The following is an 18,659-nucleotide window of genomic DNA, read 5'->3' as shown; positions in this document are numbered from 1 at the left end:
TCGTACCTGCTGGAAGGAGCGGACATGTCCACGCTGTCTGATCGGCCGAACACGGGCCTGCTGGTGGTCGACGTACAGAACGGTGTCGTGAGCGAGGCGCACGAACGCGATCAGGTTGTCGCGAACATCGCCACGCTGGTCGGCAAAGCGCGCGCCGGGGGAGTCCCGGTGGTCTGGGTCCTGCACTCCAGCGAGAATCTGGAGAAGGACACCGACAACTGGCAGCTCGTCCCGGAGCTGTCGCGCGACGGCTCGGATCCGGTCGTCCACAAGACGTACGCCGACTCGTTCGAGGAGACCGACCTGGAGGACGTGCTCGCCCGCGCCGGCATCGGCCACCTGGTCGTCAGCGGCGCGCAGACCGACGAATGCATCCGCTCGACGATCCACGGCGCGATGGTCCGCGGGTACGACGTGACCCTGGTCGGCGACGCGCACACCACCGAGGACCTGTCGGAGTGGGGCGCACCGACGCCGGACAAGGTCATCGCCCACACCAACCTCTACTGGGACAACCACCGAGCCCCCGGCCGAACCGCCACCGTAAAGAAAACCGACGAGCTCACCTTCTAACCCCACCACTCCAACGCGCCATTCACCACGCGCCATTCACCACGCGCCATTCACCACGCGCCATTCACCACGCGCCACGCGCCACTCACCACGCGCCATTCACCACGCGCCACGCGCCACTCACCACGCGCCCCGCCACTTGCGCCCCGCCACTTGCGCCCCGCCACTTGCGCCCCGCCACTTGCGCCCCGCCACTTGCGCCCCGCCATCGCGCCACGCCATCGCGCCACGCCATCGCGCCACGCCATCGCGCCACGCCATCGCGCCACGCCATCGCGCGGGGCGGCGTGCGGGGCGGCGTGGCATGTGCTCAGTTCGCTAGGCCGTGGCGAGCAGGCGCGTGCGCAGTGCGGCGGTGCCTGACTCGTTGAGCCAGTCGGCGAGGGTGCGTAGTCCTGGGTGGATGACGCGCAACGCCTCGAGGTCGGCGTGCCAGCGCTGGCCGGAGATCCACCGCTGCCGGGTCTCCGCGATCTCCGGGTTGAGCGCAGCGGCCTCGTCGTGCGTCAGCTGCTCGTACCGCACCGCAACCCCGGTCGCAGCGCCGATCGCGGCAACAGCCTCTACCGGGGTCAGCTCGTCACCGGCCAGCTCCAGTGTCCGGCCCGCGAAGCGATCCGGCTGCTCGAACGCCATCACGGCGAACTCGGCGATGTCCTCGATCGCAATGATCTGCACAGGTTCGTCGGGCGGGAACAGATGCCGGTGGACCCCATCGGCAAACCCTTCAAGGCCGAGCCCAGGCGCCCCAAGGTAGTTGGTCATGAACCGGACCGGCCGGAGCACGGTGACCAACGGAAGATGTTCGCGCAGGTATCGCTCGGTACGCCGCTTGCCCGGCGCAGCGAACGCATCTCCGCTCGTCGAAGCCACACCGGTGAAGACCACGTGACGGACGCCCACCGCGGCCGCCGCATCCGCCAGCGCACGACCACGGGCGAACTCGAGCTCCGGATTACTGCCCGACGGCCCATAAGCGGTCGGCGGTACGGCGAACAGCGCGGCCGTACCCTCGAGCGCCGGCGCCAGGCTCGACGGCTCGTCGAAGTCCGCGACGAACAACTCGGCCCCCGCCTCCGCGAGCGCTGCCGCCGCGGGCGTGGTCTTGTCACGTACGAGCGCCCGCACCGGCCGGCCGGCGGCCAGTAATCTCCGGGCAGTCGCGCCACCTTGCTTGCCGGTGGCACCAGTCACAGCAACGAGCCCGTCGTCCGCCCGCTGGTTCACTTCGGTGGTCATGTCGTCCTCTCCGTCGGCGATATCTGGAATACTTCAACCCGGTTAGTGCGACGACCACAAGGGGTTTCGTGACATGACGACAGCGACATGACGAGCGTGACCAACGGCGGCGACCGGGCCGACGCGCGCCGCAACCGCGCCAAGATGCTGTCGGCCGCCGGCGAGGCGTTCGCCCAGCAGGGACTCGACGTCCCGCTCGGTGAGATCGCACGCCGGGCCGGGGTCGGCGCAGGCACGGTCTACCGGCACTTCCCGACCAAACAGGCCCTGCTCGAGGCGGTGTTCGTCCAGCACCTCGAGGAACTGGTGGCCTCGGGCGAGCAGCGGATGGCGCGCTTCGCCCCGGCGCAGGCGTTCTTCGGTTTCCTGCTGGATGTCGTGCAGAAATCGGACCTACGCGGGCACATCTGCGACGTCATCGCCGAGGACGCGAGCTGGCCGCGCCCGATGCTGAGGGCGTCCGTCCAGCGATTCCGTCAGGTCCTGACCGCCCTGCTGCACGCGGCACAACGCGCCGGTGGCGTCCGCGCCGACATCGGCCCGGACGACGTCGTGTCGATCACCGCCGGCTGCGTTTCGATGCTCGCCGCCCGTCGCGATCGCGCAGCCGGGCACAGGCTCGTACAGCTGGTTCTCGACGGCCTGCGCACACCGGCTGCCGTCACGGAACAACTCGCGTTTCGTGACAGCGCCGTCGGCGTCTGCGCGGACTGCGGCGCCCGACTGCCGCTCCAGGCCACCGGTCGTCCGGCGCGGTACTGCGGGGCTACGTGCCGTCAACGCGCTCGCCGTCGCCGCCTCGCGGGGTGAGCTCGGTGAGCGATCGGATCCGCGGCACGTCGGCCTGTGCGTGTCTGTCGTTTCGGTCGATCAGTACGGCGTGGATGCCGGCCGCCTGGGCGCCGCGAACGTCGTTCTCGAGCGAATCGCCGACCATCATCACTTGATCGGGCGACGCCCCGACGCGTTCGAGTGCGTACGCGAACGCCCGCGGATCGGGCTTGGTCGCCGGCAGGTCGTCGCCGGTGATCAGGTCGTCGATCTCTGCGGTCAGCCCCATCCGGTCGAGCTTGAAGCGCTGGTGCGCAGTGTTGCCGTTCGTCAGCACCACGGCGCCGAGTCCAGCACCGCGCACCGCCCGCAACGCCGGCACCACATCCCCGTACACAGACCAGCGCGCCTCGTATCGCCGTACGTAACCCTCGAACATTGCATCCGCCTCGGCATCATCCACGTCGACGCCGAGGAACTCCCGCACGCGCAACCGTCGCTGCTCGGCGAAGGTCAGCTCGCGCCGCTGATACCGCTGGTAGTACTTGTCCGACACAGCCGCCCAGTTCGCAGCCACCTCGGCGCCGACCACGCCGTACTCCGCGGCCCACACCACAACCGCACCAGCCGCCGCCGACTCGTGATCGACCAGCGTTCCGTCGAGATCGAACAGCACTGCCCTCAGCATTCGAACCACTCCCTGAGTGTTGGCAGGACAGCACGCAGGTCGTTGCCGGTGTGGTTCGTATGTGCCAGCGCGCGGGCGGGGTCGGTCGCGTTGAACCCGATTGCGAGACCGGCCTCGCCGAACAACGGAAGGTCGGACAGACTGTCGCCGACAGCGGCACACTGCGCGAGCGACAACCCATGGCCTTTCGCGAACTCGCGCGCGAAGTCGCGCTTGCCGTACTCGTCGCTGCCGATCAGCGAGATACCGGTGTAGCGACCCTCCCGCACTTCCAGCGTCGGTCCGTACGCCTCGACGAACCCGAAACGCGCGCACAGGTACTCGCCGACCGGCCGCCAGGCGAGCGTCGCCAGCACCGGTACGACCTCGTTCGCCACGCACCAGCTGACCACGTCCTCGATCCCGTCGACGAGTGGCAGATCCGCGAGCCACTCACGGATCTGCTCCACGCTCGTTCCGGCCCATCCGCGGGCGTCGAGCTCTTCGACGTACCGCGGACTCACCGTCCCGACGTCCCACGCCGCCTCGGCTTCAGCCACCGCCTGCTGATGCCCGAGATGACCGGCCAGGTACACCGCCGACGAGATGCCCGGCACCAGCGTCCCGTCCACATCGAAGAACATCGCGCCTCGCACCCAGAACCCCTTTCGCTCGGGGCCCACACCCTCGCACACCGAGCGGGCCGCGGTCAGTCGGTGAGGGAGTTCAAGGCGTCGAGGTCATCGGGGGAGAGGGGCAGGTCGGCGGCCGCGAGGTTCTGCTCGAGGTGGTGCTCGCTGGACGTGCCTGGGATCGCGAGTACGTGCCGACCGCGGCTGAGCGTCCACGCCAGCCGGACCTGCGCCTCCGTCGCCCCGTGCCGTGCCGCGATCTCCTGTACGACGTCCGACTCCGGCACCCCGCCGGCCTCGCGGGACTCGCCCGTCACCGCGAAGAACGGCACGAACGCGATTCCGAGTTCGCCGCACAGTTCCAGGATTTCGTCGTTCGCGCGCCCGAATCCGACGCTGTACCGGTTCTGTACCGCGACCACCGGTGCGATCTCGCGCGCCTCATGCAAATGCGCGACTTTCACGTTCGAGATACCGAGTTGCCGGATCATTCCTTTCGCCTGGAGTTCGGCGAGGGCGCCGAAGTGCTCGGCGATCGACTCCAGCCGATGCTGCCGCAGATAGACCAGGTCGAGCGTGTCCGCGCCGAGTGCCTTCAGATCCGCCTCGACCAGCCCGCGCAGTTCGTCCGGCCGGGCGAGTCCGTTCCGCGTCGGGCCGACCTTGGTCGCGATCACGAGTTCCCTCGGGTACGGCGCGAGCGCCTGGCGGATCACGTCGTTCGCCCAGTCCAGGCTCTCGAACGCGGTCCCGCCGCCGGCCCCGTGGCTCGGGTAGAACGCGGCGGTGTCGATGTGGTTCACCCCGAGCTCGACGACCCGCCGCAGCAGCGCGATCGCCCGCTCCCGTACGTCCGGGCCGTCGGTCGGGGCCGATCCCGCGAGCCGCTTCGCGCCGAACCCGATCCGCCGCACCCGGTCGGCACCGAGCTGCCAGAATTCCCCGGACTTGCATTCCGCAATTTCCGATGATAGGTTTAATGGTGAAGAGACATTTCCCTGTGAATTCTGCATTCGGCCAGGATAAATCTTCCAGGGGATTTCGTCCAGCATTCTCCGCAATCTTTTCTGGGATAGTCTCGGGACCGTGGGACTTTCCGACCGGCAGCAGCAGCTGCTCGACCAGTGGTTGCCGTCCGCGACGATCGTGCGCGACCACAGCTGGGGCATCATCGGTACGTACGTCCTGGAGCTCGAGCACGACGGCGCCCGCTACATCGCGAAGGCCGCCGACGCCGCGGACCACCATCTCGCCCGCGAACTACGGGCGCACCGCAACTGGCTGCGGCCGTGGACGGCGATCGGGCGGGCCGCCGAGCTGCTGCACGCCGACGACGACGCCAAGCTCATCCTCACCCGGTACCTGCCGGGCGAACTGGTCGAAGGTACGCCGTACGAGTTCACGCCGGACACCTACCAGCAGGCCGGCGAACTCCTCGCGGTACTCCACCAGCAGTCCGCCGTACGCGACGACACGTACGAATCCCGTGAGAACGAGCGGATCCTGCGCTACCTCCGGAAGCCGCACCGGATCGCCCCCGATGTCGAGGACCAGGTCCGTTCAGCCATCGCCCGTTGGCCGACCCCGCCCGCGACCCTCGTCCCAACCCACGGCGACTGGCAACCGCGCAACTGGCTGATCGACCACGGCACCCTACGCGTGATCGACTTCGGCCGCGCCGACCTGCGCCCGGCCTACACCGACCTGGCCCGGCTTGCCGTCCAGCAGTTCCAACGCGACCCGTCCTTGGAACAGGCCTTCCTCACCGGCTACGGCACAGACCCCCGCGAACCCGAACCCTGGCACCGCACCCGAGTACGCGAGGCAGTCAGCACCGCAGTCTGGGCCTACCAAGTCGGCGAAGAACCCTTCGAACAACAAGGCCACCACATGCTGGCTGCCGCCCTCGACAGCAGCGACGCCGGATAGATTCCCAGCGCCTTGATCGGCATATTCGGTCGCCGGAGTGGGGGCTTCGTGGTGGGGTTCGGGGAGGAGTGGTCGACCGGAGAGGGAGCAGTTCATGCCGAGTGCACAGATCGAGGTACGTCGGGAGTACTCCGCGGCGGACGAGGCCGGGCTCATCGAAGCGGTTCACGCGGCGCTGGTGACCGCGTTCAAGATCCCGCCGCAGGATAAGGACGTGCGGTTGCTCGTGCACGAACCACACCGGTTCGCGTGCTCACCGCGCCTGACGCAACCGGAGTACTTCACCCTCGTCACGATCGACTGCTTCGCCGGCCGCTCGGTCGACGCCAAGCGGACCCTCTACACCGAGATCGTCACCAACCTGAAGGCCTACAACATCCCGCCCGACCACGTCACCATCCTCGTCCGCGACCACCCCACCACCAACTGGGGCATCCGCGCCGGCCAAGCCGCCTCCGACCTCAACCTCGGCTTCAACATCAATGTCTGACTGGGGTACCTGTTCTGCCCCGGACCAGCCGGCGACGGCTCGGCCGGTGTATGGGGTGTGGAACCGGAACGCCGACGTGTACGGTGGCGCGATTCGTTTCGGGTCGTCGTACCTGCGGCTGAAGCCGGAAGGGATCGAACGTACGACGTTCTGCTTCCCGGACTCCGCCCGTGAACCGGCACACTTCGGCGATCAGACGTCGCTGCCGTACTTGTGCGAACTCGCCGACGCAACCGAATCGGACGACCTCGACGACTACATCGAGGCACACCTCCACGGCCCGGTCCGCTTCGGCACCGACGTCGACGCCGTCGTACTCGACCCGTCCTTCGCCGGCACTCCGATCGAGACCGCAGCCCGCCAACTCGGCTGCACCGTCGAGTACCACCCCGGCTTCCGCGCCAAGCCGGCCGCCTTCGACCCGGCGTACCGCGGCGCCGACACCGTGACCCTCGCGCACCAGCTCGGCGACGAACTGACGCCGTACCTCCTCGGCGGCGCGACGTGTCCACCGCAAGCAATCAAGTACGTGTGGCACTGCCTGGCCCGCTACGGTCGCCAAACTCTTCAGCCCAGCTGAGACCGTCGGCGAGTCAGATACGCGACCTCGGCCGTGTTGCCCGCAAGCTTGATGGCTGCGTCGTACGCGGCCCGCGACTCGTCGCTCCGGCCTTGGCGGCGGAGCATGTCCGCGCGCGTCGCGTGGAACAGGTGGTACCCGGACAGCTTGTCGCCGAGCCCGTCGACGAGCGCCAACGCAACGTCCGGACCGTCCAGCTCCGCGACCGCGATCGCCCGGTTGAGCGCGACGATCGGAGAGCGGTCGAGGCGCGCCAACTGGTCGTACAGCGCGACGACCTGCGACCAGTCCGTGTCGCGGATGTCGGGAGCCGAGGTGTGTACGGCGTTGATCGCGGCAAGGATCTGGTACCGCCCGGGTGGCAGCCGGGTCGCCAGCCGCTCCCGGACCAGGTCGTGGCCCTCGGCAATCATCGTGGTGTCCCAGGCGCCGCGGTCCTGTTCGTCGAGCGCGACCAGTTCGCCGGTCTGCGAGACGCGGGCGGTACGGCGCGCCTCGGTGAGGAGCATCAACGCCAGCAACCCCGCGACCTCGCCGTCGGCGGGCAGCAGTCCGCGGATCAGCCGGGTCAGGCGGATCGCCTCGGCGGTCAGGTCCTGCCGGACCGGGTCGGTGTCCGGACCGGTCGCCAGGTAGCCCTCGTTGAACACCAGGAACAGCACGGCGAGCACGCCGGACATCCGGCTCGGTAGATCCTCCGCAGCCGGCACCCGGTACGGGATCCGGGCCGCCTTGATCTTCGCCTTCGCGCGGGTGATCCGCTGGCCCATCGCGGTCTCCTGGACCAGGAACGCGCGGGCGATCTCCGGCACGGTTAGCCCGCCCACCAGGCGCAGCGTGAGCGCGACCCGGGTCTCCATCGCAAGGGCCGGGTGGCAGCAGGTGAAGATCAGCCGGAGCCGCTCGTCGTCGATCACGCCGAGAGGCTCGGGTGGTTCCTCGTACGACATCTGAGCCTCCTTCTGTTTGTCGTCACGCTTGCTCTCGCGGCGGATCCGGTCGATGGCCTTGCGGTTGGCGGTGGTGGTCAGCCAGGCGCCGGGGTTCGGCGGTACGCCGTCGACCGGCCACCGCTCGACCGCGGTCGCGAACGCTTCCGCGGCGGACTCCTCGGCGATGTCGAGGTCGCCGAACCGCTTCGCCAAGGACGCGACCACCCGCGCCCATTCGTTGCGATGGGCCTGGGTGATCGCGTTCTCGACAGCTGTCACAGGAACGGCCGCACCTCGAGCCGGCGGTTGCACGCCTTCGACGCCCCGGCCGCGAGCTTCAGCGCGACGTCCAGGTCGTCCGCCTCGAACACCCAGAACCCGGCCATGTACTCCTTCGTCTCCAGGAACGGCCCGTCGGTGAAGATCGGCTCCTCACCCCGCCCGTCGATCACGGTCGCGTCGCTCGGCGAACTCAACCCACCCGCGAACACCCAGTGCCCGTCCGCCTGCAGCTGTTCGTTGAACTTCGTGATCGCCGCCATCTCCTCCTCCGTGGCAGACCCGGTCCTCTCGTCAACCACCGAAATCAAGTACTGCATCACCATCTCCCTCCAGTAACCCCGTACACCCATCCAACGAACCCAACCACCCCACTACGACACCCACCCCGAACATTCTTTCCATGCGACCGGCTCAGTAGGTTCGGTCGGGTGGCCAGTTTCGAGCAGTTGAACGATCGAGCCCGGCAGGTACGCCGGATGTACGCGCAGCGCGAGGTCGAGCGGTACGGGCGCGAGTGGAGTGCGGAGGAGTTGGCGTTGGGGTTCGTGGGGGACGTCGGCGACCTGGTGAAGCTCGTGCAGGGAAAGGCCGGGGTGCGGGACCGGGCGGATCTCGACCAGGCGTTGGCGCATGAGCTGGCGGATTGTCTGTGGTCGGTGCTGGTGCTGGCGGACGCGTACGGCGTGGACCTCGAGGAGGCGTTCACGCGAACGATGGACGAGCTGGAGCACCGGCTGCGCTAGTCGAGGGCTTGGTAGATGGTGGTCCAGAAGTCTCGGGGGAGGGGGAGGCGGGCGTCGCCGGCGTGGGCCCTTTGTTGGATGAGGAGGGCGGTGAGGTCTTCGGCGGGGTCGTTGTACCAGGCGGTGCCGTAGAAGCCGGACCAGCCGTAGCTGCCGGCTGACGGGCCGAGGTTGGTGCGGCGGGTGACCAGGCCCAGCCCGAGGCCCCAGCTCGTGTTCGCGAAGTAGCCGGGCCAGAAGCCCGAGATCTCGCGCTGGGTCGGAGTGAGCTGGTCGCTCGTCATCAGTGACACTGCGGCGCGCGACAGCACTCCGGCACCACCCGCGAGCAGCGCTGACGCGAAGGTGAGGTAGTCGTCGGCCGTCGACACGAGACCGCCGCTGCCGCCTTCGAGCGTCTTCGGTTTGGTCCAGTACGCCTCGTCGGACAGTACGACGGCCTCACCGGTCGGCGCATTGTCCTGGTGGTACGCGGCCGCGAACCGGTCCAGGCTCCCCGGCTCCACGCTGAACCCGGTGTCCTTCATCCCGAGTGGCTCGAGGATCCGCTCCTGCAACGCCGCGCCGAACGACTTCCCGGCGGCCCGCTGGATCAGTACGCCGGCCACGTCGGCGCCGGTGTCGTACAGCCACCGCTCGCCCGGCTGGTGCACCAACGGAAGCCGCCCCAACCCCGCGACCCACTCGTCCAACGTCGGCCCGCCGAGCTTGTCCATCGCAGCCGAGATCGGGGAGTCCTCGGGCGCCATCCCGGTCCCGAGCGTGAACGTCAGCACGTCCCGTACGGTGATCGACCGTGCCGCCGCGACCGTGTCCTCCAACGGGCCGGAAGGATCCGCGAGCACCCGCATGTTCGCCAACTCCGGCACGAACTCGTCGATCGGATCGTCGAGGCGCAACGTGCAGTCCTCGATCATCGTCATCACGCACGCCGCCACGACCGGCTTCGTCATCGACGCCATCCGGACGACGGTGTCCGTCGCCATCGGAACCTGAGCCCCGGCGCCCTCGAACGCGAGCCGCCCCGTGGCCTCGACGTACACCTCACCCCGCCGCGCGAGCACCGCCACCATCCCCGGCACAAGGCCGGACGCGACGTACCGCTCCTGCAACGCACGCAGCCGCACCAGCCGCTTCGACGAGAACCCGCCAGCCGTCATCACCATCTCCGTTCAGTGGGGAACTACGACTGCAACGAACCTAAGCACCCCGATCCGACAATCCGTACAGCCGAACATTCGCGTGCTTGCCGGCGGTATGACCGAGGAAGCTCAGTCAGCATGCCAAGCCCGCCACAGCCTTCCGTAGACTCCGCCGGCGCGCACGAGTTCGTCGTGTGTGCCGAGTTCGACCAACTTGCCGGCTTCCATCACGGCGATCCTGTCTGCGTCATGCGCAGTCTGCAAGCGATGCGCGATCGCGATCACCGTCCGGCCCCGTAGTACCGCCGCCAACGACTGCTCCGTACGTCGTGCCGTCTTCGGGTCCAGCAGCGCCGTCGCCTCGTCGAGGATCAGCGTGTGCGGGTCAGCGAGCACGACCCGCGCCAGCGAGAGCTGCTGTGCGGCGGCATCATCCACGTCGGCCTCCGCATCGAGGTCCGCGCACCACGTGGCCCCGACCGCGGCGAGTGCCGCGTACAGCTCCTCGTCCGACGCATCCGGTTTCGCGATCAGCAGGTTGTCGCGGACCGAGTCGTGAAAGACGTGATCGTCCTGGGTGATCAGTACGATGTGTTCGCGGAGCTGCTCCGGCGGCAGCTCGGCAACCGGCGTACCGCCGATCGTCACCGATCCGATGTGCGGCCGGTCGAGACCCGCAAGCAGCCGCGCGAGCGTGGACTTCCCGGCTCCGGACGTACCCACGATCGCGAGACGTTCACCAGGTTGTACCTGCAGGTCGACGCCACGCAGCACGTCGCGTGCACCGGTATAGCTGAAGTGCGCATTCGTCACCTGGATTCGGTCGCCGACGGTCCCGGGCGCCGCGGCCGGCCGGTCCTCAGCTGGGAGATCGGCGAGACCTTCGACGCGGGCGTACGACGCGCCGGCGCCCTGCAGCTGTTCGATCCACAGCATCAACGTGTCGAGCGGACCGACGAGCTGGCGCAGGTACACGGTCGCCGTGACGACCACACCGAGGCTGACGAGTTCGTTGGCGTACAGCGCGCCGCCGACCAGCAGTACGCCGACCACCGGCAGCGCGAGCGAGACATCCGCCCACGGGAACAGGACCGTACGGAGCCACAGCGCGTCAAGCCGCGCGGTCCGCGCGCGGGTGATCGCGGTCTCGGTGACCTCCTGGCGACGGCGCTCGAGTCCGAGTAGTTCGACCGTCCGCGCGCCTTTGGCCGTACCGGCAACCGCGTCGGCCAGCTCAGCACCGGTTGCTGCGACGGCAAGGTACGCCGGCCGCGCCCGCCGCACGTACCACCGGACGGCCGCCGCGACTCCGACCAGGCAGAGCAGTCCGCACAGCCCGAGCCGTGGATCGAGGACCAGTACCGCGACGACCAGGAACAGCGCGTGGACGATCGCGACAAGGACCTCCGGTACGGCGGACCGCAGCGTGGACGCGACCAGCGACGCGTCGGTACTTCCACGGGCGATCAGGTCGCCGGTCGGGACGTGGTCGGCCGAACGGGGAGGCAGCGCCAGGGTCCGGTCGAGGAAGCGCTCACGGACGCGAGCCGCCGTACGTTCGCCGAATCGGTAGCCGATCTTCAACGCCCACCACGACAGCACTGTTTGTACGACTGTGAACACCAGCGCCCCGAACGCGAGCCGGTCGACCGCGCTGAGCACGTCGCCGGAGCCTGCGCGGATCGTGTCGATGATGCGGCCGAGCAGCCAGGGCGCGACCAGGCCGGCGGCCGAGGCGAGGCCGTTCACGAGGATGATGCCGAGTACGGCTCTGCGGTCGGCGCCGAGGTCGCGGAACGCCGCCGCACGCACCCCGGCCGGGGTCGCGACCGGGAGTTGGCCGTTCATTCGTCGTCCTGGGCGCGCGAGATCAGGTCGCGGTAGTAGGGATCGCTGCGGAGCAGGGCCGCGTGGGTGCTTGCCGCCGACAACTTCCCGTCCTGCAGCACGATCACCTCGTCCGCACGGTCCAGTACGAGCGGGGACGTCGTGGTGATCACGGTGGTCGTGTCGGACCGTGCTTCACGGACCCGGTCCACGACGGCCGCTTCCGTATTTGCGTCGAGGGCCGAGGTCGGGTCGACGGCGAGCAGTACGTCAGGTTCGGCGTACACCGCGCGGGCGAGGCGGATCCGTTGGCGCTGGCCGCCGGACAGGTCGGTCCCGCCGGCGGCGATCGCGGTGTCGAGGCCGTCGGGCAGCGCCTCGACAACGTCCTCGGCCACGGCGACGCGGAGCGCCGTACGGATCCGGTCGTCGTCCGCGTCCAGCCGTCCGGCGACGACGTCGCGGACCGTACCCGCGAAGACCTCGGCATCGTTGTCGGCGACAACCAATCGGCGCCGGAACTCCTCCCGGTCGACCGAGTCGATCGGGATGCCTGCCCACGTCACAGCATTGGTACCGACGTTCCCGAGCCGTTCGATGACGGCGATTGCTTCCGCGGGATTGGCGGCGACGAGAGCGGTGAGCAGGCCCGGGCGAACGATCACCCCGGACTCGGGGTCGGCCAGCGGTCCGTTCGAGATCCGCGTACGGGCGTTGTCGCCGTGAGCGACCGGCAGGTTGAGGAGGTCGATGATCCGCTGCCCGGCGACCCGTGCGCGGGCGAGGTCGCCACCGCCTTCGATCAGCGATGCGACGGGGATGACCAGTACGGCCACGTACCCGTAGACCGCGACCACGTCGCCGATCGTGATCGCGTCGGTGGCGGCCATCCGTGCGGACAACCAGACGACCGCGGCCAAGAACAGAGCGGGCAGGCCGGTCGACAGCGCGCCGACCCAGCTCGATGGGCCTGCGACGCGGTAGCCATGTCCGACCAGGCTCTGTGATTCACGTTCGTACCGCTGGGCGACGTACGTCTTTCCGCCGAGACCGTTGAGGACGCGCAGTCCGGCGAGTACGTCGACGAGGCGCGTCGTCAGGCTGCCTTGATGGGCGCGGTACGTGCTGCCGGTGCGCTCGATGCGCTGGAGGAACGGGCCGACCGCGATGGCGAGCAGCGGTACGCCGGCCAGGACGACCGCGGCGAGCAGGGGAGAGATCGTGAACAGCACGACGGCGACCACGGCGTACGCGACGACTCCACCGACGCCTGGACCGGTCACGGTGAGCGCCTGTGCGACGGTGTAGACGTCGGAGATGCCGACCGTGACGACCTCGCCTGCCGTCATCCGTCTGCTCAGCGATGCGCCGAGACGGGACGTGTGCCAGACCGTGGCGCGGACGGAACGGAAGGCGGCATCCATCCGGATCTTCGTCATCGTGCGGTGCCGCGCGATGCCGAGGAGCGCGTTGAGAACGGTGACGGCCAGGAGGACCAGTGCCCACTCGATCAGGGCGGGCGTGTCGCGGGCCACGAGTCCTTTGTCGACGGCGCGGGACAGTACCCACGGCGGGATCGTGAGGCCGACCATCCAGCAGATGCCGAGTACCGCGCCGAGGGTGATGCGGCGCGACTGCGATCGCGTCAGCCAGAACAGGAAGCGATACGGGCTCGCCAAATCCCTGCCGGTCGGCGGGATCCACCGCTCAGGCATCCCGTCCAACCACCGCCGAAGACCCGCCATGCGGCAGATCCTGCCAGCTCGTGATCACATTCACAAAGGTCAGGTCAAGAGATCGCGGTGGCTACGGATCCACGCGATCTCCTCGTTGTCGCGGTCGAGGGCGCCGTCCTGGACCCACGTACGTTGTGGTTCCTGCCCTGCTTCCGCGAGCCGGCGTACGAGGTCCCGGGTCGCCTCCATCCGGGCGGTGACCACGTCGACGACGTCGAAGTCCGGGAGGTCGCCGTACGCATCGAGGAACACGTTGATGCGATGACGGCGGTCGGGCACCTCCGGGAAGTGATGCCAGCGCAGAGCCAGCTCGTCGGAGCGGAGCGGAGCGAACCAGTGCAGGGCGTACGCGATGTCGTCGAGGCGCGGGCCGCGGTGGAGGTAGTCCCAGTCGATCAGGCCGACCGCTGTGTTGTCCTCCCAGACGAAGTTCCACGGACCGGGGTCGCCGTGGCAGTACACGAGCCCGTCCGTGGACTGGCTCTCGTCGTGAATCCTTCGCAGCAAACGCGCCGCGGACGCGAGACCGTCATCGGTGTGTTGGTGGTACCAGGCGTCGCCACCGCTGTCGCCGGGAATGAACCGCAGCGTCTCGACACCGTCGCCCAGTCCGACCGGCTCGGGCACACATTCCAGCCCGCGGCGGTGCAGAAACCGCAGAAACTCCTGGACCGTCGCCGCGGCCGGGCCCGCCGGTCGCGTCACCAGCCCGTCGGCAATTCGTACCGGCCGGGCCTCGGTGTTGGCCGCTTCCGCTCTCGCCACCGCCTCGAAATCCACCTCGCCACTTTTTCATGAGACGCAAGTGAATTCTGTTGCTAGCCTCGCGTGCTATGTCCTCGGAGGTCGTCAGGCAGAATCGTGACTACTGGGAACAGCTCGCTCCGCACCGCCCGGGGGAGCCGGTCGAGTTCTTCCGTGACGGCGGCAGTGCGGTCACCCAAGCTGAACTGGCCGTACTCGGAGACGTCCGCGGCCGCCGAGTTCTGCAGTTGGCCTGCTCGGTAGGCGACGAGGCGCTCAGCTTCGCCAAACTCGGCGCGACAGCCACCGCCGTCGACCTCGCACCGTCCCACCTGGCCACAGGCCGGGCCAAGGCGGCCGCACTCGGCCTGCCGGTCGAGTTCATCGAGCAGGACATGATGAACCTCGACCCGAATATCAGCGGATTCGACATCGTTTACATTTCCTGGGGCGGTATCTGCTGGGTTCCGGATATCCGTCGATGGACTGCAATAATCGCCGAACGTCTGAATCGCGGGGGAGTGCTGGTAATCAGTGAGCATCACCCGCTCTGGGAAATTCTGACAGTCCGCGACGAGAACTCATTGTCGGTCAGCAGCGACTATTTCGGAATCGGCCGGGATGGTTATTCCGATCCTTCGAAGGCGCCACAAGTAACTCAGCGTATCGGAACACCGAAGGTTCCGCACCGCAGCTACATCTGGAATCTCGGGGCCGTCGTCACGGCAGTCATCGACGCGGGCTTGACCGTTCGGTCGCTCCAGGAATTCCCGGAGCAGGATTCGTACGAGGGTCTGGGGGAGACGTCGACGTACGTTCCCGCCACCTACCTGCTGACGGCGCGGTCGGACGGGTAACTCGTCTATGGTCTGCATCGTGGCGACGTCAGATGGAGATGCGAGCCGACCGTGGCCGGAACTCGCTCAGGATTACGAGCGGGCACGGTCCAGGGAGGATTCGCTGGACCGGCTTGTCGAGTGGCCGGCACAGCGAGAACTGTTGGGCGACGTCACCGGGCTGTCGGTGCTCGACGTCGGCTGCGGCAACGGTGGCAAGCTCGCCGAACTGGTCGGCGACGGTGCGGCCGCGTCCGTCGGAATCGATGTCAGCGGCAACTTCCTCAGCGCACCGCCGCCCGGTCTGGAATTCATCCAGGGCGACCTCTCCGAACTGGATTCGCTACCTTCGCTGGCCGGCCGCAAGTTCGACCGAATCCTGTTCCTGCAGTCGTTCGGCTACGCGAAAGATCCGGTCCGCACCCTGCGAGCAGCACGAACGATGCTGACCGACGGGGGATTCATCCTGCTGACCAGGACCCATCCGATCCGCTACGCCGTCGAACGATCCGAACGCAACGGCACGTCCCTGGGCGAGGAATATTTCTCCACAGACAGGTTCTCGTACGCCCACAGCTGGAACGACCAGATCAGCCTGACCAAACGCCCGTACACAATCTCCGACCTGCTCAACGTCTTCAGCGCAGCCGGCCTCTGGATCGAGACCACCCACGAGCCCCAACTATCCGAAGCCGCCCAACGTCGCTACCCCCACAAACAAGAGTGGCTCAACAAGCACCTGGGCATCCTCATCTTCAAACTCCGCCCCATCCCGGGGATGCACTACTGAAAATCATTGGTGCCCGGTTTGTTCCACTGATGGACTGACGTCCTGCCGTGAATCTACTGGGTGACGGAGGTAGTGGTTGTGACGGATTATGACGTGCTTGCCGAGGTATACGAATGGCTCATCTCGGATGCAAAATTACCTCCGGCCGACTTCGCTGCGTCGTTCGATGACGTCCTCAGCCTTTTGCCGCCGAACGCTCACGTCCTCGACTGTTCGTGCGGAACCGGACAGCTTGCGGTCGGCCTCGCCGGTCGTGGCATCCAGGTTGCCGCAACCGACGCCAGCGAAGCGATGGTGCGACGGACTGCAGAGTTGTCCGAGGAGTTCGGCGCATCTGTCCGGGCTGTGCAGGCGAGCTGGGAAGAGCTGCCCGACCATTTCGACGACAGCACGTTCGACATGGTCTTCTGCGTCGGCAACTCGCTTCACCATGCCACAGGCGCGACAGGCAGGCGCGCTGCTCTGCAGTCGATGTCACGGCTCCTACGCCCCGGCGGGCACTTGGTACTCACCTCCCGCACTTGGGAACTCGTGAGATCCAGAGGTTCCCGGCTCGACATCAGCAACCACCTCGTCCGCCGCAACGGCCGCGACGCCGTCGTCATCTACCGCTGGGAGATCGCACCGCACTGGGAGGACGAACACCACATCGAGATCGCAATCGCCCAAGTCGACGCGACCGGCCTGGTCCACGTCCGCTCAGAACTCCTGCCCTGCTGGCCCTACCGCCACGAGACCCTCAAAGCCGACCTACACCACGCCGGCCTCCAAACGGAAACAACGACCTTCGACCCCAAGGCCGAGAACTACATGCTGGTCGCGAGCAAGCCTTAGACACCAGGCTCCACCCCCTGACCGAACCGAGCGGTCGCTCACACAACCGCCAGGAGAAGGCCGACTTCCGCAGGTCCTGCAGTTGCCCGCGGGGTAGTGGATAGGCCGTGCCCGCAGACTCACCTGACACCATGCGATGCCCGGTAGTTGACATAATGTCCGTTATCGGCGCTTGGAATACGGTGGGTTGCGTCTAGTACTGGGTGCCTTCGCCGACGGCTGCGCGTACGGCCTTGAGGAGATGTCCGCCGACCTCGACATCGGTTACGGCGCGTTCTGCCAAGGCCTCGAACCCAGCCGGTGCCTGCGGCAATCTCGCGGCGGAAGCGACGATTCCCTTCTCGTTGACTGTCCATCGATGCGCATGGCCATGCCTACGTTGACGAAGCCAGCCCCAGCTCACGAAGCTGCGCATGGGCTGCGTTGATAAGCCGTGGAGGGATCTCGGTCTGATCGCGACAATTGCCCACGTGGTTGTTGGCCGAAAAGGCAGGCTGCTCGAGATCCGGCAAGGAGCGTGCGTCTCATGAGCGAGCAGTTCTACTCGGATGCGAGGTTGTACGACCGGTTGTTCCCTGGAGGCGAACAGGCCGTCAACTTCTACAGGGCCGAGGCCGATCGGCGTGGCGGGCGGGTCTTGGAACTCGGGAGTGGCACCGGACAGAAGTTGATCCCGATCGCGTCCGACGGGCATCTGTGCACGGGCCTGGAGCTGTCGCCGGGCATGCTTGCCGAGGCCCAGCGCAAGGCAGACGAGCGCGGCGTGGACGTGCAGTGGGTGCAGGGCGAGATGTGCGAGTTCGACCTGGGAAGAACCTTCGATCTCGTGTTCATCGCGGCCAATTCACTGCTCCATCTGCATGAAGCTGAGGACTTGGTGAGCTGCTTTCGGTCGGTGCGAAAGCACCTGGCGCGCGGAGCGCGGCTCATCTTCGACGTGTTCAACCCGAGCGTTCGCATGCTCGCCCAGGCAGACGGCGTTCGACGCAGGCGCGACGCGTTGTCGTTCGTGGACCCCGATCGTGGCGTAGTCCATGTCGACGTCGCGGAGACCTACGACGCCGGGGCGCAGGTAACTCGCGGCAGGTGGTACTTCTCGACCGATTCCGAGGTCGACTTCAAGGTCGCGCCGCTCGAGATCAGGAGCATCTTCCCCCAGGAGTTGCCGCTGCTGCTCGCGCTCGGCGGTCTCCGGGTTGTGGAACGCTTCGGCGACTGGTCCCGTACACCACTCACAGCAGATGCAGCGCTCCAACTCTACGTCTGCGAGCCGGCCTGAACCGAGAGCCGGCAGTACTGTCGGTTCAGAGCACCACACGACGCGGTCGCAGTCCGCGCGCTGGTTAGGGTTGCATGGTGACGTTCGAGTTCGATCTTGTGGCGGAAGGGAGCGAGCTTCGGTTCGAAGAGCGCGGATTCGAGCGGGCTCGCTTCCTGTTGTCCGAGTTCCAGCCGGCGCTACGTGTGACCTTGGAAGGCGAGCCGCCGAGTCGGATCAGAGTGCGGGCTCACGGCGAACCCGTGGCCATCGCGCCAGGATTGCTGGCCCAGGTCGAGCAACTTGCCGGTACGACCCTGCGATTCGAGCTGCGGACCTGACTCGAACCGACCCCTGGCCAAGGCACGGTCCGCTCGCCTGCCACTCCCCTACGACATCCCGCCTCAGCTCGATCTGATAATTGCCTGTGGCATTGCTTTGATGGTCCTAGAGTGCCGTGATGGATCCGATCGCCGCGCCGCCCGTTGACCTGGACTGCCATGATCTCCCGGACGCCGCGGTTCTCCTGCCGGTCGAAGAACCCGGATTCGCACGTGGCCAAGTTCGGACTACCCCTTCCTGACCGGCCCGCTCCGCATTGAGGGCGTGAGTCCTGGCGACACCCTTGCCTTCCACCTTCACGCGCTTGAACTG

At 67.5% G+C, this 18,659-nt stretch carries 21 protein-coding genes; 11 read left to right on the top strand and 10 right to left on the bottom strand.

Features of this window, described 5'->3' with window-relative positions; genetic code table 11:
- Window positions 1-24 precede the first annotated feature (24 nt).
- On the top strand, window positions 25-573 hold the full coding sequence (locus ACFYRU_RS20670) for an isochorismatase family protein (RefSeq protein ID WP_387661219.1): 549 nt from the start codon (window positions 25-27) through the stop codon (window positions 571-573).
- 318 nt (window positions 574-891) lie between these two features.
- On the opposite strand, the gene ACFYRU_RS20665 is transcribed toward ACFYRU_RS20670, so the two are convergent.
- Window positions 892-1,812 carry an NmrA family NAD(P)-binding protein gene (locus tag ACFYRU_RS20665; RefSeq protein ID WP_387661216.1) on the bottom strand — a complete coding sequence of 307 codons (921 nt, stop codon included), beginning with the start codon at window positions 1,810-1,812 and terminating at the stop codon, window positions 892-894.
- Between the two features lie 87 nt (window positions 1,813-1,899).
- Here ACFYRU_RS20665 and ACFYRU_RS20660 point away from each other — a divergent pair, with 87 nt between their 5' ends.
- Entirely contained in the window at window positions 1,900-2,622 is a 723-nt protein-coding gene (locus tag ACFYRU_RS20660) for a TetR/AcrR family transcriptional regulator (protein WP_387661213.1), read from the top strand.
- Here ACFYRU_RS20660 and ACFYRU_RS20655 read toward each other — a convergent pair.
- The 3 genes from ACFYRU_RS20655 to ACFYRU_RS20645 form a co-directional block, all read right to left on the bottom strand.
- Window positions 2,579-3,271, bottom strand: a complete 693-nt coding sequence (locus tag ACFYRU_RS20655; RefSeq protein WP_387661210.1) for an HAD family hydrolase — start codon at window positions 3,269-3,271, stop codon at window positions 2,579-2,581. The two genes, ACFYRU_RS20660 and ACFYRU_RS20655, sit on opposite strands and share 44 nt — an antisense overlap.
- Window positions 3,265-3,894 carry an HAD family hydrolase gene (locus ACFYRU_RS20650; protein WP_387661207.1) on the bottom strand — a complete coding sequence of 210 codons (630 nt, stop codon included), beginning with the start codon at window positions 3,892-3,894 and terminating at the stop codon, window positions 3,265-3,267. The genes ACFYRU_RS20655 and ACFYRU_RS20650 overlap by 7 nt, the downstream gene beginning before the upstream one ends.
- A 65-nt stretch (window positions 3,895-3,959) precedes the next feature.
- Complete coding sequence (locus ACFYRU_RS20645) at window positions 3,960-4,796, bottom strand: aldo/keto reductase (RefSeq protein WP_387661204.1); 837 nt, start codon at window positions 4,794-4,796, stop codon at window positions 3,960-3,962.
- Window positions 4,797-4,968: 172 nt separating this feature from the next.
- Between ACFYRU_RS20645 and ACFYRU_RS20640 the strand changes: the two genes are divergently transcribed.
- The 3 genes from ACFYRU_RS20640 to ACFYRU_RS20630 all read left to right on the top strand — a co-directional run bounded on the left by ACFYRU_RS20640 (window position 4,969) and on the right by ACFYRU_RS20630 (window position 6,881).
- A complete protein-coding gene (locus ACFYRU_RS20640) occupies window positions 4,969-5,811 on the top strand; it encodes a phosphotransferase family protein (RefSeq protein ID WP_387661201.1) in 843 nt (280 codons plus the stop codon).
- Between the two features lie 94 nt (window positions 5,812-5,905).
- On the top strand, window positions 5,906-6,301 hold the full coding sequence (locus ACFYRU_RS20635) for a tautomerase family protein (protein WP_387661198.1): 396 nt from the start codon (window positions 5,906-5,908) through the stop codon (window positions 6,299-6,301).
- Complete coding sequence (locus ACFYRU_RS20630; RefSeq protein WP_387661195.1) at window positions 6,294-6,881, top strand: DUF3626 domain-containing protein; 588 nt, start codon at window positions 6,294-6,296, stop codon at window positions 6,879-6,881. Before ACFYRU_RS20635 ends, ACFYRU_RS20630 begins: the two co-directional genes overlap by 8 nt.
- Here the strand turns inward: ACFYRU_RS20630 and ACFYRU_RS20625 are convergent.
- Window positions 6,869-8,092: an RNA polymerase sigma factor gene (locus tag ACFYRU_RS20625; RefSeq protein ID WP_387661192.1), complete on the bottom strand. Its 1,224-nt coding sequence runs from the start codon at window positions 8,090-8,092 to the stop codon at window positions 6,869-6,871. The two genes, ACFYRU_RS20630 and ACFYRU_RS20625, sit on opposite strands and share 13 nt — an antisense overlap.
- Window positions 8,089-8,412, bottom strand: a complete 324-nt coding sequence (locus ACFYRU_RS20620) for a YciI family protein (RefSeq protein ID WP_387661189.1) — start codon at window positions 8,410-8,412, stop codon at window positions 8,089-8,091. The genes ACFYRU_RS20625 and ACFYRU_RS20620 overlap by 4 nt, the downstream gene beginning before the upstream one ends.
- 111 nt (window positions 8,413-8,523) lie before the next feature.
- On the opposite strand from ACFYRU_RS20620, the gene ACFYRU_RS20615 reads away from it, so the two are divergent.
- Window positions 8,524-8,838 carry a MazG nucleotide pyrophosphohydrolase domain-containing protein gene (locus ACFYRU_RS20615; protein ID WP_387661186.1) on the top strand — a complete coding sequence of 105 codons (315 nt, stop codon included), beginning with the start codon at window positions 8,524-8,526 and terminating at the stop codon, window positions 8,836-8,838.
- On the opposite strand, the gene ACFYRU_RS20610 is transcribed toward ACFYRU_RS20615, so the two are convergent.
- From ACFYRU_RS20610 to ACFYRU_RS20595, 4 genes are all read right to left on the bottom strand, one after another.
- The gene (locus tag ACFYRU_RS20610; RefSeq protein WP_387661183.1) at window positions 8,835-9,998 is read right to left on the bottom strand and encodes a serine hydrolase domain-containing protein; all 1,164 of its coding nucleotides are present in this window, start codon (window positions 9,996-9,998) and stop codon (window positions 8,835-8,837) included. The two genes, ACFYRU_RS20615 and ACFYRU_RS20610, sit on opposite strands and share 4 nt — an antisense overlap.
- 111 nt (window positions 9,999-10,109) lie before the next feature.
- Window positions 10,110-11,828, bottom strand: a complete 1,719-nt coding sequence (locus tag ACFYRU_RS20605) for an ABC transporter ATP-binding protein (RefSeq protein ID WP_387661180.1) — start codon at window positions 11,826-11,828, stop codon at window positions 10,110-10,112.
- Window positions 11,825-13,552, bottom strand: coding sequence for an ABC transporter ATP-binding protein (locus ACFYRU_RS20600; RefSeq protein WP_387661178.1), 1,728 nt, complete (start codon window positions 13,550-13,552; stop codon window positions 11,825-11,827). Before ACFYRU_RS20600 ends, ACFYRU_RS20605 begins: the two co-directional genes overlap by 4 nt.
- A gap of 39 nt (window positions 13,553-13,591) precedes the next feature.
- Window positions 13,592-14,323, bottom strand: coding sequence for a phosphotransferase (locus tag ACFYRU_RS20595; protein WP_387661176.1), 732 nt, complete (start codon window positions 14,321-14,323; stop codon window positions 13,592-13,594).
- Between the two features lie 53 nt (window positions 14,324-14,376).
- Here ACFYRU_RS20595 and ACFYRU_RS20590 point away from each other — a divergent pair, with 53 nt between their 5' ends.
- From ACFYRU_RS20590 to ACFYRU_RS20570, 5 genes are all read left to right on the top strand, one after another.
- Entirely contained in the window at window positions 14,377-15,144 is a 768-nt protein-coding gene (locus ACFYRU_RS20590) for a class I SAM-dependent methyltransferase (RefSeq protein ID WP_387661173.1), read from the top strand.
- A gap of 7 nt (window positions 15,145-15,151) precedes the next feature.
- A complete protein-coding gene (locus ACFYRU_RS20585) occupies window positions 15,152-15,913 on the top strand; it encodes a class I SAM-dependent methyltransferase (RefSeq protein ID WP_387661170.1) in 762 nt (253 codons plus the stop codon).
- Between the two features lie 78 nt (window positions 15,914-15,991).
- On the top strand, window positions 15,992-16,747 hold the full coding sequence (locus tag ACFYRU_RS20580) for a class I SAM-dependent methyltransferase (RefSeq protein WP_387661167.1): 756 nt from the start codon (window positions 15,992-15,994) through the stop codon (window positions 16,745-16,747).
- A gap of 526 nt (window positions 16,748-17,273) precedes the next feature.
- Complete coding sequence (locus ACFYRU_RS20575; RefSeq protein WP_387661164.1) at window positions 17,274-18,026, top strand: class I SAM-dependent methyltransferase; 753 nt, start codon at window positions 17,274-17,276, stop codon at window positions 18,024-18,026.
- 77 nt (window positions 18,027-18,103) lie between these two features.
- Window positions 18,104-18,346, top strand: coding sequence for a hypothetical protein (locus ACFYRU_RS20570; RefSeq protein WP_387661161.1), 243 nt, complete (start codon window positions 18,104-18,106; stop codon window positions 18,344-18,346).
- Window positions 18,347-18,659 lie beyond the last annotated feature (313 nt).

It is taken from the genome of Kribbella sp. NPDC004536 (assembly GCF_042873835.1).
GTDB lineage: Bacteria > Actinomycetota > Actinomycetes > Propionibacteriales > Kribbellaceae > Kribbella.
This window is presented reverse-complemented; position numbering and strand designations above follow the sequence as displayed.